The organism is Embleya sp. NPDC055664, assembly GCF_053618075.1.
Genome location: NZ_JBSHGZ010000020.1, coordinates 45697 through 62524 on the forward strand (window position 1 = coordinate 45697; position 16828 = coordinate 62524).

The 16828-nt window shown below is 72.2% G+C and carries 11 protein-coding genes; 3 read left to right on the top strand and 8 right to left on the bottom strand.

The genetic code is table 11. The annotated features are described in order from the left end of the window. Positions 1-139: 139 nt before the first annotated feature. The gene (thrS, locus tag ACWGR4_RS28075) at positions 140-1390 is read right to left on the bottom strand and encodes a threonine--tRNA ligase (RefSeq protein WP_452131131.1); all 1251 of its coding nucleotides are present in this window, start codon (positions 1388-1390) and stop codon (positions 140-142) included. A gap of 170 nt (positions 1391-1560) precedes the next feature. On the opposite strand from thrS, the gene ACWGR4_RS28080 reads away from it, so the two are divergent. Together ACWGR4_RS28080 and ACWGR4_RS28085 are read left to right on the top strand one after the other, a co-directional pair. After that, the gene (locus ACWGR4_RS28080; RefSeq protein ID WP_452131100.1) at positions 1561-2151 is read left to right on the top strand and encodes an HAD family hydrolase; all 591 of its coding nucleotides are present in this window, start codon (positions 1561-1563) and stop codon (positions 2149-2151) included. Between the two features lie 166 nt (positions 2152-2317). Beyond that, positions 2318-4258, top strand: a complete 1941-nt coding sequence (locus ACWGR4_RS28085; RefSeq protein ID WP_452131101.1) for a LamG-like jellyroll fold domain-containing protein — start codon at positions 2318-2320, stop codon at positions 4256-4258. An 18-nt stretch (positions 4259-4276) separates the two neighbouring features. Here ACWGR4_RS28085 and ACWGR4_RS28090 read toward each other — a convergent pair whose 3' ends face one another. Continuing rightward, positions 4277-4666 (bottom strand): DUF1801 domain-containing protein, encoded by a 390-nt coding sequence (locus ACWGR4_RS28090; protein ID WP_452131102.1) that lies wholly within the window; start codon positions 4664-4666, stop codon positions 4277-4279. A 620-nt stretch (positions 4667-5286) separates the two neighbouring features. Between ACWGR4_RS28090 and ACWGR4_RS28095 the strand changes: the two genes are divergently transcribed. Then, positions 5287-6981: a helix-turn-helix domain-containing protein gene (locus ACWGR4_RS28095; RefSeq protein WP_452131103.1), complete on the top strand. Its 1695-nt coding sequence runs from the start codon at positions 5287-5289 to the stop codon at positions 6979-6981. A 14-nt stretch (positions 6982-6995) separates the two neighbouring features. On the opposite strand, the gene ACWGR4_RS28100 is transcribed toward ACWGR4_RS28095, so the two are convergent. The 6 genes from ACWGR4_RS28100 to ACWGR4_RS28125 all read right to left on the bottom strand — a co-directional run bounded on the left by ACWGR4_RS28100 (position 6996) and on the right by ACWGR4_RS28125 (position 16723). Then, complete coding sequence (locus ACWGR4_RS28100; protein ID WP_452131104.1) at positions 6996-7916, bottom strand: hypothetical protein; 921 nt, start codon at positions 7914-7916, stop codon at positions 6996-6998. Further along, positions 7909-9510 (bottom strand): hypothetical protein, encoded by a 1602-nt coding sequence (locus tag ACWGR4_RS28105; RefSeq protein WP_452131105.1) that lies wholly within the window; start codon positions 9508-9510, stop codon positions 7909-7911. The genes ACWGR4_RS28100 and ACWGR4_RS28105 overlap by 8 nt, the downstream gene beginning before the upstream one ends. Further along, positions 9507-11783, bottom strand: coding sequence for a transglutaminase family protein (locus ACWGR4_RS28110; protein WP_452131106.1), 2277 nt, complete (start codon positions 11781-11783; stop codon positions 9507-9509). The genes ACWGR4_RS28105 and ACWGR4_RS28110 overlap by 4 nt, the downstream gene beginning before the upstream one ends. Then, positions 11780-12961, bottom strand: a complete 1182-nt coding sequence (locus ACWGR4_RS28115; protein WP_452131132.1) for a DUF58 domain-containing protein — start codon at positions 12959-12961, stop codon at positions 11780-11782. Before ACWGR4_RS28115 ends, ACWGR4_RS28110 begins: the two co-directional genes overlap by 4 nt. Then, positions 12961-13995 carry an AAA family ATPase gene (locus tag ACWGR4_RS28120; protein ID WP_380012111.1) on the bottom strand — a complete coding sequence of 345 codons (1035 nt, stop codon included), beginning with the start codon at positions 13993-13995 and terminating at the stop codon, positions 12961-12963. The genes ACWGR4_RS28115 and ACWGR4_RS28120 overlap by 1 nt, the downstream gene beginning before the upstream one ends. An 85-nt stretch (positions 13996-14080) precedes the next feature. Further along, positions 14081-16723: a fibronectin type III domain-containing protein gene (locus tag ACWGR4_RS28125; RefSeq protein ID WP_452131107.1), complete on the bottom strand. Its 2643-nt coding sequence runs from the start codon at positions 16721-16723 to the stop codon at positions 14081-14083. Between the last annotated feature and the right edge of the window lie 105 nt (positions 16724-16828).

Sequence of the window (16828 nt, forward strand, 5' to 3'; positions counted from 1 at the left end):
GGGTGGCCGCGGGGGGGGGGGGTGTATCCACCCCCCCCCCCCCCCCCGGGGGCGCGTCCGGGGCCGGGGGGCGGGGGGGGGGGGGCCCGGGGGGGGGGGGGGGCCCCCGCCGCCCCCCCCCCCCCGACTCGCGTCGGTCCTACACCTCGGCGTGCTTGTCCTCCCACAGTTCGCCCGCGTGCGCCGCGACGAGGGCGGCGATCCGGGCGAGTACGTCGTCCGCCGGTCGCGCGTCGAGCCGGCGGCCGTCGCGCAGGCGCAGCGCGACGTGGTCGGCGGCGGCCTCGCGGGCGCCGATCACGGCCTGGTACGGGACCAGTCGCGCCTCCCGGATCCGGGCGCCGAGGCTGCCTCGTTCCGGGCCCGCGACCTCGGCCCGCAGTCCGAGGTCGGCGCAGCGGCGGGCCACATCCTCGGCGCCCGGCCACTCGGCCTCGGTGATCGGCAGGACCACCACCTGGGTCGGCGCGAGCCAGGCGGGGAACGCCCCGCCGTGCTGCTCGATCAGGTGTGCCACGGCTCGTTCCACGCTGCCGATGATGCTGCGGTGGATCATCACCGGCCGATGCCGGGCCCCGTCGGCGCCGATGTAGTGCAGGTCGAACCGCTCGGGCTGATGGAAGTCGACCTGGACGGTGGACAGGGTGGACTCCCGGCCGGCCGTGTCGGTGACCTGGATGTCGATCTTGGGACCGTAGAACGCGGCCTCCCCCTCCGCCGCCTCGTACGGCAGGCCGGAGCGGTCGAGCACGTCCCGCAACAACGCGGTGGCCCGACTCCACTTCTCCGGCGCGGCGACGTACTTCCCACCCGGACCCGGGAGGGAGAGCCGGTAGCGGCTCGCCTCGATGCCGAGCGCCCCGTACGCCCGGCGGATCATCTCCAGCGCCGCCCGCGCCTCGTCGGCGACCTGATCGAGGGCGCAGAAGATGTGCGCGTCGTTGAGCTGGATCGCCCGCACCCGGGTCAGCCCGCCCAAGACGCCGGACAACTCGGAGCGATACATCCCGCCCAACTCGGCCATCCGCAACGGAAGTTCGCGGTAGCTGTGGGCGCGGGAGCGATAGATGACCGCATGGTGCGGACACAGGCTCGGCCGCAGCACCACCTGCTCGCCGCCGAGGTCCATCGGCGGGAACATGTCCTCGCTGTAGTGCGACCAGTGGCCCGAGATCTCGTACAACTCCCGCTTGCCGAGCACCGGCGAGTAGACGTGCCGGTAGCCTGCCCGGCGCTCCGCGCCCCGGATGTACTCCTCGAGGGTGTGCCGCACGGTGGCGCCGTCGGGCAGCCAGTAGGGCAGTCCCGCGCCGATCAGCGGGTCGGTGTCGAACAGGTCCAACTCGCGGCCGAGCCTGCGGTGGTCGTACATGGGGGTCTCCTCGCTGATGTGGGGCGAGTGACCACAAGCCGAAGCCCCGGGGCACTCGCCCCGGGGCTTCTTGACCAAGACATCCGTCAGCGCGCCGGGACACTCTCCGGCGTCGTCGTCATCATGGCAGCGCGCTTCATGCGGGCAACCGTAGCAGAGGGGCGATCGGCCGGGTATACGGTGAGTCGATGATCATTTCCCTGCCGCCCGGTGAGTTTCGCGCGTACCTGTTCGACTGCGACGGAACCATCGCCGACTCCATGCCGCTGCACTATCTGGCCTGGAAGCAGGCCCTCGACGAGTGGGACTGCGCGTTCCCCGAGGACCTGTTCTATGCCTGGGGCGGCCGAACGGTGACGGACATCATCGCCTCGCTCAACGCGGACCAGGGTCTGGCCATGCCGGTCGAGGCGGTCGCCCGCCGGCGCGAACTGCTCTTTCGGGAGTATCTGCCGCAGCTGACCCCCGTACCGGGGATACTCGCGCACATCGACGACGCGTGCGGGCGGATACCGACCGCCGTGGTCTCCGGCAGCACCCGCGACTCGGTCACCTCGTCGCTGGACACCCTGGGCCTGCTCGACCGGTTCGACGTGCTGGTGTGCGCCGAGGACTACACGCGGGCCAAGCCCGACCCCGAGGGGTTCCTCCGCGCCGCCGCGCACCTGGGCGTCGCCCCGGCGGACTGCCTGGTCTTCGAGGACACCGAGATGGGGATCCAGGCGGCCACCGCCGCGGGCATGGCGTCGGTGCGGGTGCCGCAGAGCCGTCGGGGGTGAATCCGCTCCCGGGTGAGGGCGCGGACACGGCGGGTGGAGCATTGCCGCGTGCCGGCGGCGAATTCACCCGGTCGTCGGCCGTTGTTGGCGGTGTGGATGATCTTCGTGGGTTTTCCAACCAATACCGTGCGCATGCCCCAACCCCGCCTGCGCCCGGAGAAGCACCATGTGCGAGCAGCACGACGACGATTGCCCCCAGCCCGTCACGCCCCTGTCCGGGCCCGCCCGGCGGGCGTTCCTGCGCTCCGCGGCGCTGGCCGGAGCCGGTGCCGCCGCGGTGGGGGCGGTCGGCATCTCCCCGGCCGCCGCGGCCGGGGCGGACGGCGGCGCCGAGGGCGCGGCGGCCGACGCGCCGGTGGACGCCCAGGGCATGCCGGCATGGCGTCCGGACCGCGACAGTCGGCGATTCACGCTGGTGGTGATGCCGGACACGCAGTACATGTTCGACGAGCCGAGCATCACCACCGCGCCGATCGAGGCGTCCTTCCGGTACATCCTGGAGCACGCGCGCGAGGACAACATCGTCTTCATGGCGCACCTGGGCGACCTCACCCAGAACGGCCGCAAGCCCGAATTCGACGGCATCGGCCGGGCGTTCGAGGTGCTCGACCGCAAGGGCGTGGCCTACAGCGTGCTGGCGGGCAACCACGACATCGATTCCAACACCGACGACCGGCGCGGTCGGTCCGCGTACCTGGACACGTTCGGCCCGCAACGCTTCCGCGGCAAACGCTCGTTCGGCGGGGCCACCCCGGACGGCTACAACACCTACCACCTGTTCCAGGCCGGGGGACGGGAATGGCTCGTCCTCGCCCTGGACTGGCGGCCCTCGCCCGCGAGCATCGCGTGGGCGCGCAAGGTGATGGCGGACCACCCGCATTCGCCGGTGATCCTGACCAGCCACGAACTGGTCTCCGCCGACGTCCCGGGCCGGGAGGCGGAATTCTCCGACCACGGCCGCCGGTTGTGGGACGAGCTGATCAAGGGCAACGACCAGATCTTCCTCACCCTCAACGGCCACTACTGGCCGGCCGGCCGCAGCACGCGTCGCAACGACGCCGGCAACGAGGTACACCTGCACATCACCAACTACCAGAACCGCTACTTCGGCGGCGCCGCGATGATCCGGCTTTACCACTTCGACCTGGACCGCGACACCATCGACGTGGAGACGCTGTCCCCGTGGATCCTCGGTCGCAACAGCCGCGACCTCAACGAACTCGAGCGCCGCGAGATGGAGTTGACCGGACCCGACGACTACTTCTCGGTGCCGGTCGACTTCGACAAGCGCTTCGCGCGCTTCGCGCCGATCCCCCAGCGCCCGGCCCGTCCGGCCGCCCGCATGGTGGTGCCCGGCACGGTCGCCTACTGGCGCTTCGACGGTTCGCACCGGGACGGCGCGCCCGTGCCCGGCGGGCAGCGCGTCAAGGACCTGTCGGGGCGCGGCAACGACCTGACCCTGATTCCGGCGCCGGGCGCCGCGGCCGGGTCGGTGAGCTGGTCCGGGCAGTACCACCCGGACCAGCCCGGACACGGCAGCGTCCGGCTCGCGGGCGGCAAGTCCCCGCTGCGCGGCGGCCACTTCCAGACCGCGAACGACGCGCCGCTGAACCGGGCGACGTTCCGCTCCGGATACACCGTCGAGGCGTTCTTCAAGCTGCCGGCCGACTGGGACGGCGGCAAGGACGCGTGGTCGGCGCTGCTGAGCCGCTGGGGGATGAGCGGTGAGGCGCGCAAGCCGCAGGGCGACCCGCAGGAGCCGGTGGTCACGCTGAGCCTGTCGGGCGGACGCGAACTCCAGTGGTGCGTCTACCCGCTCGACGGCGACGGCTCGGCCACCAACTGGGGCCACGAACTGGCCCTGGACACCTGGTGGCACGTCGCCGTCGTGAACGACTCCCGGCAGAGCACGATGTACATCGACGGCTGCCCCGTGGTGCGCAACCCGACGGCCCGCGCGAACGGCCTGACCACGCTCAACCTCCCCTGGATGCTGGGCGGCTACGCGTACGACGGCAAGCTCGACCAGACCGTCAACGCCTGGATGGGCGACGTCCGCATCGTCGATCGCGCGCTGCGCCCGGACGCCTTCATGATCGGTCGCTAGCCGGCTCGGTTGCGGCGGTCATTGCTTGAGCTTGCGCCAACCGCCCGCGCGGTTGTTGGCGATGATCTGCTCGAACATCGCCTTGAGGGCGGGGCCGTTGATGGTCTCGCCCTCGCGGACGGCCACCGTGCGGGCGGTCTTGTTGTCGTGGCCGCCGGTGATGATCCCCTCGGGGTCGGGGACGATGGCGCCGTCGTACAGGAACACGTTGACGTGGTCCTTGGCCGCGAGCAGTGCGCAGATGTTGCCCTGGAGGACGAAGTAGGGCCGGACGGTGCGCTTGATGGTCTCTACCACCTCGTCGTCGGCGGCGTGCACCAGGTCCCGGACCTCGCGACAAATGGCCTGTTGCCATTCGGGCAGCGCCTCGATGTAGGTGTCGACCCGCGGGTCGGTGACGTACGTCATGGCCCGTAACGGTAGCCGAAGCACCGCGCCCACGCATTCGCGACCGGCGCTCGGCCCTGGAATTCCACGCCGCATCCGACGCGGTACCGTGTGTGATTGGGAATTCTCCACGGCAGGCGCCGGCACGCCGTCCTCGCCGGTGCGAGACATTTCGAAATAGTCACGTTATATTTGCTGTGGGCAAATCCCGCGCGCCCGAGCCGAACGAATGGCGGGCCGGATTCGATGCCCGGGTGACGATGCCCCGGAAACCCGTCGTCCGAAGCGATGTTACCCAAAGGTATACCGAACTCTGGTAACCCGCTCGGCCTTATCGAGATTTCCCCTCCGGTCAAAAATCCTGGGCAATGCGCTTTACACGGCGCGGAGGCCCGCAGGGCCGCGAAAACGCAATGATCCCGGCCGGGCCGGCAGGCGTGACGGGTAGACGGGGACCGCGGCGGAACACGCTTCGGGTGCGTTCACGGCGCACTGTCCCGTACTTCCCGGCGAACCACCCGACCCACGTCCACACCGCGACGGGCCGGATGAACGGGGGCCGGTATGAGCGAGCAGGACAGGATTCTCCCGCGGGAGGCTTCGACGGGTACGCCCGCCGACACGCGGTGCGGGCGGCGGTCATGAGCGCGACGTACGCGGAGACGAGCCGCGTCGAACACGCGCGTGCGACCGGTCACCCCGGATTCGACGAGAGCCGTTTCGAGCACCCCGGCCCGCTCGCCGGGGCGCGCACCGACGCGTACGCGAACCCGTTCCACCCGGACGCCGACGACGAGCACGCGAGCGATCGGCGTGTGCGCGACCTGCTCACCGCGCAGCGCCTGGCGGCCGGCCCGAACGGCACCCGCGACCTGCTGCGCTGGCTCGCCCACCGCACCGGCACCCACATGCGCATCGTGGACCACGAAGGGGCCGTCCACCACGAGGCGTTCGGGCAAGCCGCGCATCCCGCCGGCCGCGACGCCGGATCACGAGCCGGCACCGGGCCCGCGATCCCGCTGGGGGTCGGCGGCGAGCGCGACGCATTCCAGGGCACACTGCAACTCGTCGACCCGGGCCGGGTCGGGCAACGGACGCAGGTCCTGCTCGCCGACACCGTGCCCGTGCTCGGCTGGGCCTGGAACGCGGAGCGCGCGACGGCCGAGCGTCGTCGGAGCGCCGAGGCGGACGCGCGCAGTCGCCAGGCGGTGCTGCGACTGCTGAGCACCGGTCACACCTCGACGGCCCGGGACGTCGCGCTGGCCATGGGTTCCCCGCTGCCCGACGTGATGGCCGTGCTCGTGGTCCGGTTCCCGGAAGAGCGCCGTCGCGGCATCGAACGTGCGGCGCACCGCCTGTCCGGCGACGGCGTGCGATGGGCGCCGGACCTGACGCACGCCGACCGCCTGGTGTTCCTGGTGCCCGCGTACGGATCGCCGGCCGGGTCCCGCGAGCGTGGCGCCGCCGCGGCGGAACGACCCGAGGCGGCCCACCGGGTGGCCGGTCGGTTGAGCCGGGAGTTCGTCGACGTCCTGGTCGGGGTCAGCGACGCGGTCGCCCTCGAACACACCTCGGTGGCCTACGAGCAGGCCGCGCGCGCGGTGTCGCGGGCGCCGGCGGGAGTGGATCGAGTGGTCGGGTTCGAGGAACACGCGACGCCGGACGAGTTGATCGGCCTCGACGGGGTGGCCTGGGCCCGGCGGCGACTCGCGCCGCTGCGGGCGTATCGACCCGCCCGACGCGCCGACCCGGGCGCCGACGAACTGGCCACCACCCTGGAGACCTGGCTGCGCCTGGGTGGCCGTGCCTCACGCCGACTGCACCTGCACCGCAACACGTTGATCGCACGGTTGAAGACCGTGGCCGCGCTCCTGGACACGAACCTGGACTCGTTGGCCGTTCGGGCCGAACTGTCCCTGGCATTGCGGATCCTGGCGCTGCGCGGTGCGAGCGACCGGGACGGCGGCGTCGGAACCGGCGCGGAGGAGAGCGGGACGGTCACCGAAGCGGTGACGGTCGAGCATCTGCTGGCGTTGCCTCGGGTCCGGGCCTGGGCCGAGGATCTGGTCCGCCCGCTCGGTTCGGACGCGGGCTCCCACGATCTGCGAACCCTGCGGACCTGGCTCGACCTCGACGCCCGGATCGAGCCGACCGCCGCGGCGCTGGCGATCTCCGGGCCGGGCGTGCGCAAGCGCCTGGTCCGGATCGAGGAACGCCTGGGCGCGGGCCTGATCGGTTGCCCCGCCACCCAGATCGACCTGTGGCTCGCCCTGCGGGCGGTGGCGCACGCGGCGACCACCGCCCACCCCGACCACGACCCCGCGACGCGTTCCTGAGCCGACGCGGGCCGTCAGGCCCGCGTCACCCGGTCGAGAGCCGCCCGCGACCGACACCAGCGGGCGTTCTCGGCCAACCGCTCCCGCCAGCCGCCGGGATCCACCAGGCTCGGGTCGAACAGGGCGATGGCCTCGTCGTAGAGCCGGGCCGCCAAGTCGGCTTGGTCGGCCAACAGAGCCAGGTAGGCGTGCAGTTCCCGGGTGGCCACGGCCGCGCCGATGTCCCCCGAGGCCGCGGCCGCCCTCGCCATGGTCTTGGCGACGATCAGGGCCCGGTCCGGCTCGCCCTGGTCGAGCGCCCGGGCGATCACCCCGAGAGCGCGTTGCTGCTCGGGCGTCGGCGTGGGCATGTACGACGACTCCCCCGCGTCCCGACGACCGCCCTCGTCCGGCCATGCCTCCTGGGCCTCTTTCGCGGCCGGGACCGGCGGCACGTCGCCATGTCCCACCGGCGCCGGCGGCGGGGTGGACACCGCGGGTGTCGGCGCCGGCGGCGGGTCCACCGGCGACCGCGACGGCTCCGCGCCGCCGGACAGGCCCGGGAACGCGGGTGGTTCGTACTCCGGTGCCCGCGGTGGGGCGGGCCGGACCCCGGGAGCCGAAGCCGCCCCCGCGCGCGGCGCCGTACCGGTTCGTCCGCGTCGCAGGCCCAACCCGCGGCGAGCCGGTTTGACGGGCACCGGTTCCCCGGCCTGGACGACATTCCCTGCCGAGTCGACGATCAACGGGAAGGTCGTGCCGTCCGGCTCGACGGCCTGGACCCGCACCGCGCGACCGAGTACTCCGGCGGTTTCCGCGGCGACCGCCAACGCCACATCCCTCGGGTTGCGGCCGGGGTCCACCGGGACCGGGACCCCGCCGATCTCCACGGTGTCGTTCGGGCCCAATTCGATCAGGATCACGGGCCATGCGGGGACTGCGGTGTGCTCACCCATGGGAGCCTCCCGATTGGTTCGGTGTGGCGGAGCCTCCGGTCGTCGGGCCGCCGGACCTCGTCGGCGCCGGTCGGGGGCAGACCGGGTCCGAGCGGGACATCATCATGCTCGGTTCGCCGCTGACGAGTGTGGTGACCACGACGCACGAGTTCACGCCGACCTCGGGGCCGGCCAACACCGCGGTCAACTCCCCGGCGCGCGGCACCTCGGTCTTTTGCACGGCACCGTCACGGCTTTGCGCGACGACGAGATACCCGACGATGAGATCGGTGCGCTCCGGGACCTTCCAGGAGACCAACAGGCGCCCCTCGAACGACTTGACGGACACGGCCTGGGGTCGGTACGGCGCGGCCGCGTCCGGCGCCATCATGGTGGCCGGTGCCGGCGGTGCGGTCGGCGCCGCCGCGACAGGCTTCTCCTGCCGGGCCGCCAGGACGATGATGCCGACCGAGGCGATCACGAGCACGACCAGGCCCGCGAGCACGAACACGACCCAGCGCGGACGGCGCTTGGGCGCGGGAAACCACTCGTGGGGCTCGGTCGAAGCCTGTTGGAAGTCCCATCCGAACGCCTCGGTCGATTCCGGTTCCGGCTCCGGTCCCGGCTCCGCTCCCGGCCCCGGATCCGGCTCCGGCTCCGAAATCGGGAGCGTGAGCGGCGACTTGACGTCGGATCGAGATCCGGGCCCGCCGTCGTCGCTCGGCTCCGGAGTCGTCGACCAGGCTCCGGCGGGCATCGGTCGGTGCTCGGCGGCGGGATCCAACGCCCGCGACAACGGCGCGTACGTCTCGCCCGTGTCCGCGGCGGACCACTGCGACTGCGGTACGTCACCCGCCGATTCCGGTGCGCTCGCCGGAGGTGCGGTCGGCCGCGGGGGAGGAGCGGGGATCGGCTCGGCGACGTCTGCGACGGGCTTCGCCGGCGGGAACCACGCGGGGCCCGCCTCGACTTCGTGGGTCGGCGCGGCGAACTCCCGTGATTCCGCAGCGACATCGCCGGCGACCGGGGCCACCTGCTCGGGTACCGCCTCGCCGCCGCCGACCTCCGGCACCGCCCGCTCTCGCGCCGCGTCGACGCCGTGGGAGGCGGGCACGGGCTCGGGTTCGGACGCGGGCTGTTCGGGCGTCGTCTCGTCGTTGTCGGGTGCGGGCGCCGCCTGTTCCGGCGCCGCCGGGGTGTCCTCGGGCGCCGGCACGGCCTGTTCCCGCGCCGCCGGGGTCTCCTCGGGCGCAGGCACGGGCTGTTCGGGCGTCGTCTCGTCGTTGTCGGGCACCGGCGCCGCCTGTTCCCGCGCCGCCGGGGCGTCGCCCGGCGCAGGTGCCACCGGTGACGCTCCCGACTCGACCGCGCCGATCGCCGCGATGAACTGCGTGCGCCCCGCGTCGGGCACCACGGCCGGCGGCACGAAGACTCCCGTCGGACCCGATTCGACCTCCGCGGGCACCTCCTCCTGCGGCGGTGCGGACGCCTGGTCGCGGACCAGGCCCCACCACCTCGGCTCGTGCAGGGTCGGCCCGCCGCTCGACGGGTCACTCCCGGTCGGGTCCGCGGGGTCCGAGGCGCCGAGTCGGTCGATGGTCACGTCAGAACTCACTCTCGTCCTTTGTCGGGCGATCGAAATACCAGTGCCACCGAACGCGGGCGCATCCTGCGGTAGGCCCGGACGTGCGGGCGAGGCCGGCCGTCGATCCGGCGCACGGCGCCCGCCACGATCGCCCGATCCCGCCACGCGGCATCCGCGTCCGCCTGTTCGATCCTGCGATCCCCATAGGCGATGTCGTTGACCAGGGAGGCCAGTTCGGGCAATCGGGCGCCCGCCTCCGGGGGCAGGCGGCTCGCGCCGTAGTCGGCGATCTCGCCGACCGTGAGCGACCCGCTCGTACGCAACCCCGCCCCCACCAGGTCGTCGTTGATCTGTCGCCAGGCACCGATGACCTGCTCACGAGGCTCGCCCCGGCGACGTCGGCGCCGGGCCAGCACGGGGCCGAGTCCGGCCGCGGCCAGATACCCGACGACGCCCGTACCCACGCCCGCCGCGACGAACAGCCACCACCGGGTCCCGGCCCGATGCGCGGTGCTGCGGGGCGCGGTGTCGGGCGCGGGGCCCGAGCGCGCCTGCCCGGCGATCTCCCGGTCCTTCTCCGCACGGGTGACCGGTTTGGCCGGCGCACTGGTCGCGGGCGCCTTCTGCTCGGGAGCCTGCTTGCGAGTGCCCGAGTCGGTGGCCTGTCCGGGCGTGGGGAAGAACGGCACCCAGCCGACCCCCTCGAATTCGACCTCCGGCCACGCGACGATGTCACCGCTGCGCACCTCCCGGACACCGTTCGCGCCCTCGCGTCCGGCCGAGAAGCCCACGACCACCCGGCTGGGCAGATTGAGCGTGCGTGCCATCACCGCGAAGGCGGTGGCGAATTGCTCCGACGTACCCTCCTTGGTGGTCTCCAGGAAGAACTGGAGGTTGCGATACGAGTGGCCGGGCACCGCGGAGATGTCGTAACGGTGATTGGCGCGCAGCCACTGGGCCAGGCGCAGTGCCTGCTGGTAGGGGAAGGTGCTGCCCGAGGTGGCGACGGTGGCCTTGGCCCGCAACGATTCCAGGGCCGGGATCGGCCGTCCCATCGCATCGCTCTCGGGCAGGGCCGTGTTCGCGGGATCCTGTGCCGCGGGCAGGAACTGGAGGCGATCCGGATCCAGTGCGGGGACGCGCGCATCGATCCGGTAGCGCGTGCCCGAGCGCAGGCCCGAGCCGCTCGCGATCACCCCGCTGTCCGGATCGACCCGCAACTCCAGCCCCGGTGCGTCCACTTCGGTGGGCCGATCGGTGCCCGGCAGCCAGATGTCGCCGAGGTCGCGCACGGTCACGGTGTTGACCACCGTGGACAGCACGGGTGGTCGCCCGTCGGGCGACTCGGGGACGCGGCCGGCGGTGACGCGCAGATTCCGCACCGGATACCAACTCGACCCGTCGTAACGATCGAGCACCGTCAGCCGCCAGTAACGATCGGGCGCACTGGGCCCGTCGACGCTGAACATCGGCTGGTCGGGGGACATCAGCCACGCGGAGATGCGATCGAGCGGGCTGATGCCCGTCAGCCGCTCCGGCTGCGGCAGCGCGACCAGGTCGCGCAGATCGGGCGGGCGCCTGGTGCGGGTGCCGGGCAGGTCGGGGCCGAGCAGGGCCGCGACACACGACAGGGCGATCACGATCGGTACACCGACCAGAGCCGTGCCCAGTGGTGGCAGCCGTTCCGGCGCCCGGATCAACAGCAGCAGTCCGATCGCGCCGATCATGGCGACCACGACCGGAAGATTGGAACCGGGGCCGCCGACGCCCAGGATGACGGGAACGATCAGCGCGAGCAGCGCGGGTAGCGCGGGCAGCGACACGGTGGCCGTACGCAGCGCGAGTTCGGCGCCCGCGAGGGCCGCGACCCAAACGCATGCGGAGACCAGGACGAGCAGTTCCCCGTCGGCGGGCGCGGGCAGCACGGTGGTCAGGATCGACTTGGGCGCGTCGACGACGGCAGTGGCGATGTCGCGCATGCCCGCGGGAGTGGGAATCACGTGCCCCACCGCGAGGTCGCGAAAGAGCGACGCGGAGACGACCAGCATCCAAGCCAGCGCGGACAACACGAGCGAGGGCCACAACGGCCGGGTCGCCCGGGCCTTCTCCGCGTCCGTCACGAATCGTTTGGGGCCGCCGGAGCAGGCCAGGACCACGAGGGGCGGCACGATCGCGGACAGGGTCGCCGTGAGCAACACCTCGCTCGTGCCGAACACCCGGCGGAACGCGAACCCCACACACAGCGCGGCGGACGTGGTCGCGACCAGCGACCACCCGCGACGACGAATACCCGGCCCGCTCATCGCACCGCCTCGCGGTGCCACGCGCGCGCGAGTTCCTCGAGGTCGGTGACCAGCAGCCTGGTCACCTGCGCGGGCAGCGGCAGCGCGGCCGGTGTCGGGCCGCCGGGGGCGGCCACCCGGATCACCACGGCCCGGTCGAAACGACGCGTCACCCGCCCCAGGCCCTCCAGTTCGGCGGCCGAGTCGACGCCGGTGACCACCACGAGCGTGTCGCTGTCGCGACCGCGCTCCAGGATCTCGAACGTGTCGCGCAGGGAGTGTGCGGCGTCGGCTTCGACCAACGCGAACAGATCAAGGAGGCGTCCGGAACCGGCTTGGCGATCCTGCGCGCCCGTGAGCGGCCCGGCGCCGGTGAACACGTGCAGGGGAAAGTTCTTTCCGGCCACCGCGGCGGCCACCGACGCGGCCACCTCGACCGCGACCTCGAACGTCTCCGCCGACGTCGACCACGGCGGCCGGCCGGCGTACGACCCGATGCGGGTGTCCAATACGACCGTGGTCGCCGGCAGGCTCACGTCGATCATGCGCCGCACCATCATGACCCCGGTACGCGCCGTCGAACGCCAGTGCACGCGCCGCAGATCGTCGCCGAGGGTGTACTCGCGCAACGAGTGGAAGGTCAGCGTGCCGTCCTCGGCCGTGTCGGACGTGGGTCCTTCCAGGTGATGGGTGCGGCCGGCCGGCAACACCGGCAGCGCGACGGTGCGCGGTCGCACCAACAGGGTCTCCACCGCGCCGTGTTCGCGCGCGCGTCGGCTCAGGCCGAGCGGATCGCCGCGCACCAACGACATGGGGCCGACCGAGACCCGGCCGCGGACATGGGTGGGCAGCGGGTAGCGGGCGCCGACCTCGGCCCCCGGGGGCACCGCCGGCAGCGTGGCCGGATACACCGGCTCACCCGCGACATGGTCCTCCGCACGCAGCCCGCGCAGCGGCCGGGTACCGGTGTTGACCAGTACGACGACCGCGTGGGCGGCGTCGCCGCGCGCGACCTTGGTGGGCACGACGGTACGCCGGGCCCGTACCGACGGACGCGGTGCCGTCCACGCCAGCGCGAGGGCGACCGCGGCCAACGCGGCGACCCCCAACACCCGGGCCTCGCCGTACCCGAGCCCCCACCCCGCCCCGCACAGGACCGCGCCGACCGCCAGCATTCCGCGACCGCCGGTGGAGAGCATCAAGCGTGACCCTTCGCAGCGGTCGGCTGCGGCGCCGGCACCCGGTCGAGGATCTCGTCGAGCACGTCGGCGGCCGTGACACCGCCGAGTTCGGCGTCCGGGGCGAGCAGCAGGCGGTGGGTCAGGATCGGTCGGGCCAGCGCTTTGACGTCCTCGGGAAGGATGTGGTTGCGCTCCTGCGACGCGGCCCGCACCCGCGCGGCCCGGACCAGGGCGACGCTGCCGCGCGGACCGGCGCCGAGCCGGGTGTGCGCGTTCTCGCGCGTGGCCCGGGCCAGCCGCACGGCGTAGTCGACGACCGGCTGCGCCGCGCCGACCCGGTGCCGGGCCACCTGGACGAACTCCTGGATGTGTCGCGCCGTCGCGATCACGGGCAGGCCCTCGATGGTCGCCCCGCCACCCGCGCCGGAGGCGACCGCGATCTCCGAGGCGAGGTCGGGATAGCCGACGGTGACGCGCATGAGGAAGCGGTCGAGCTGGGCTTCGGGCAACGGATAGGTCCCGGACATGTCCACCGGGTTCTGCGTCGCGATGACGATGAACGGGCGCGGGACCTCGTGGGTGGTCCCGTCGACGGTGATCCGGCCCTCCTCCATCACCTCGAGCATCGCCGACTGGGTCTTGGGCGAGGCGCGGTTGATCTCGTCGCCGATCACCACGTGGGCGAAGACCGGTCCGGGAAGGAATTCGAAGGTGTTCGTGGTCTGGCGGAACATCGACACACCGGTGATGTCGGACGGCAACAGGTCCGGGGTGAACTGGATGCGATGCCAGGACGCGTCGATGGACGCGGAGATCGCCCGGGCCAGCGTGGTCTTGCCGGTGCCGGGCACGTCCTCGACGAGCAGGTGGCCCTCGGCGAACAGGGCGATCAGGGCGAGGTCCACGACATCGCGCTTGCCGACGACGACACGTTCGATGTTGTCTCCGAGCGCGCGAAAGCACTCTCGGAACAGCCGCAGGGCGTCGCCGGCGTGGAACTGGGGGGCCTCGGCAGGCTGGTTGCCGTTCGCCGGGGTGGCGAGCTGGGTCACGGTGCTCCAGTTGGGTGGAACGGCGGGCGACGGGCGTAAGAGCCCGCCGCCCGCGAGTGATCACACGATGGGTGAAGCCGGGGTGTTACTCGCACTCCCAGAGCGGAGGCGAGAACTTGCCGTTGTCTGAATTGGGGGTTCGCACGTACAGGTCGCTGACGTAGCCCGAGATGGACTTGTAGTCGACCCGGTCCCACACGGCGCTGTGCACGTTGGTGGCCGTGCGGGTCACGTTCTGGCCCATGGTCTGGCAATGCACCGTGATGCTGCCGGTGTAGTTGGGGCCGATCTCACCCCTGCGGGTGGCGGCGTCGATGCGTGGCCCGGCGTGAATGCCGATGCCGATCGAGTTGTTCCGGTTGGGACCGACGTTGTAAGTCCGCGCCGGCGGCGTCAGGTCGATCGTCGTGGTGGCGGAGCCGCTGCCGGCCGCGTTCTTCGCGGTGATCGTGACGGCGTACTTTTGGCTGTTCTTGAGGCCCTTGGCGACGTAGGAGGTCCCGGAGACGGCGTACGTGTTCGCGCCGATCTTCACCTGGTAGGTGGTCTGGGGGTCGGTGCCCTTGGCGAGCGTCCACTTCAGCGTCGCGCCGTGCCCGCCGGTTGCCACGGCGACGCTCACGTTCTCCGGCTTGGGCGGCTTGACACACGGCTGAATGGGTTGGGACCAACCGGAGTTCATCGTCTTTTGGCCGGCGAACTCGGCAGTGACGAAGAACTTGTACTCCTTGCCGCACTCGCCTCCGGAGACGGTGAACTTCATCGTGCCGCCGGGAGCGACGGCGTCGGGGGTGACGCTGAGACCGGCGGTCACGTTGCCCAGCGTGTACCGGGTGGGCTTGGCGCCTTCCGAGGGACTGAAGGTCAGGGTGATCTTGCCCTGGCTCGACGTGGCCTTGGGGGTGCCGGGCGCCTTCATCTCGGGCGGCGTGGTCGGCGGGGTGGTGGAGGGCGGGGTCGTGCCGGTCGGACTCGTGCCACCGGTCGCACTCGTGGTGGCGGTCGGCTGGGTCGTGCCCGGTGCGGACGAGGACGCGGACGCGGAGGCCGTACCCGGGGCGGTGGGCGTCCCGGCCGTCTTCGTCGGCTGCGGCTTGGGAGTCTCGACCGGGTCGGCCGGCGTGGTCTTGCTCGGCAGCGGCACCGGCAGCTGCGGAGTGTCGTCCGTGGGCGGCTTGGGATCGGGCTTGGGCTTCGGGTCGTGCGTGGGCTTCGTGTCGTGCGTGGGCGGCGGCGGGAAGGGATCGTCGCTGGGCACGTCCTGTGGCGGCGCCTCGCCGCCGCCCGGCAACTGCTGGTCCTCGGCGGGCGGTTGTGAGGACGGCGGAGTCGAGGGCGGAGCGGAGGTGGCGCCGGCGCCCGGCGGCTTGGTCATGGTGGGAGTGGCCTGGTCGCCCGGGACACCGTCGGCGCCGGGTTCGCCGTCCTTGCCGATCCGATGGATGCGTCCCTGGACGTCGACGACCGCCGCCTCGGCACTGTTTTGGTCGTTGACCCAGAGGAGGCCGTTGCTGACGTACGTCTCCAGCGTGCCCTTGGCGCCGGTGACCTTGATCGGCTCCTCGAACCTGGCCTGGACCGTGTTGTAGACGAGCAGCGCGCCCGTGTCGAAGTCCGGCACGTAGACCTTGGCGCCGAGCACCGACGGGCTTCCGTAGGTGTGTTTCTGCGTCTGTATCGGAGCCGCCTGGATGGAACCGCTGTTGACGTCGAGAAGGGCCAACGAGCCGGTGTCGGAGGCCAGGAAGGGCACGACCGCGCCCTCACTGATGCCGGGCACCAGGAACCTGTCGGGCGCTCCCTTGGTCAGGTCGGTCGGCAGCTTGAAGGTGCTCGCGACGCTCGTCTGGGTGAGCGTCATGGCCTTGCCGGCGGTCACGTCGGTGACCACCACCCGGTCGGCGCCGGACTTGCGCCCGCCCTCGTTGCCCGGCGGCGCGGCCTTGACGAGGGTCAACAGCAGCGGATGTCCGGGCTCGGCGACCTTGATCGGCGCGCCTCGGTCGGAGCCTCGGATCGGCACCACCTCACCGGTGGCCGACAGCGGTACCCACAGCGTGCCGTCGGAGTCCGCCTGACTCTTGCCCAGCGGGATGCGCCCTCCCTGGGCGTCCTCGAACACGATCGGCGGTCCGATCGTGGCGAACGAGCCGAGTGCGTTGGCGGCGTCGGTGGTCGGCCGCGGGTCGATGCGCTGCACCTCCCCCTTGCCGGGGCTGATCCGCCACGCGTTCCCGCCCCCGGTGGCGATGTCCTGGTTGGGGGTTCCGTCCGGCGAGGTCTGGGCGACGGTGAGTTGGCGGGGGTCGATCTGGTTGAGCTGCCCGGTCTTCTTGTTCAGCACCAGGACGGTCTTGCCGTCCGTACTCACCTGCAAGGTGGTGGGGTCCTGGCCGCCGGGCAGGGTGATCCGGGCGTCGACCCGTCCGGTCAGGCCGTTCACGTGCACGACGAGGTTCTTGGAGCCGCTGGGCAGCCACGCGCCCACGTCCGAGAGGTCGGAGTCGGCTCCGGCCGCGCCGATACCGACCACGACCGAGGCGGCGATGACCGAGACGGCCGCGCCGATCGCCACGATCGCGGTCGGACGGTTGCGGTCCAGGCGCAGGCGGGACAGCCCGGGGATGCGGGACAGGCGGCTTTCACGCGGCGGGGGGGACTGCGGCTCGGGATCGGGTTCCCGAGCCGACGACGGGGTCGGCGAGTCGGGCGCGGGGCGCTGGGACATGGGGCTTCTCCCTGGAACACGGACCGGTCCACGATCCTTGGGTATCGAGTACACGGCCGGGGTCGGCCGACGTGGACGTCGACGTTTGCTTCGGATGCTGTGACG

Coding starts and splice junctions, on each gene's coding strand:
- ACWGR4_RS28080 (WP_452131100.1), top strand. CDS start 1,561: ATGATCATTTCCCTGCCGCCCGGTGAGTTTCGCGCGTACCTGTTCGAC.
- ACWGR4_RS28085 (WP_452131101.1), top strand. CDS start 2,318: ATGTGCGAGCAGCACGACGACGATTGCCCCCAGCCCGTCACGCCCCTG.
- ACWGR4_RS28090 (WP_452131102.1), bottom strand. CDS start 4,666: ATGACGTACGTCACCGACCCGCGGGTCGACACCTACATCGAGGCGCTG.
- ACWGR4_RS28095 (WP_452131103.1), top strand. CDS start 5,287: ATGAGCGCGACGTACGCGGAGACGAGCCGCGTCGAACACGCGCGTGCG.
- ACWGR4_RS28100 (WP_452131104.1), bottom strand. CDS start 7,916: ATGGGTGAGCACACCGCAGTCCCCGCATGGCCCGTGATCCTGATCGAA.
- ACWGR4_RS28110 (WP_452131106.1), bottom strand. CDS start 11,783: ATGAGCGGGCCGGGTATTCGTCGTCGCGGGTGGTCGCTGGTCGCGACC.
- ACWGR4_RS28115 (WP_452131132.1), bottom strand. CDS start 12,961: ATGCTCTCCACCGGCGGTCGCGGAATGCTGGCGGTCGGCGCGGTCCTG.
- ACWGR4_RS28125 (WP_452131107.1), bottom strand. CDS start 16,723: ATGTCCCAGCGCCCCGCGCCCGACTCGCCGACCCCGTCGTCGGCTCGG.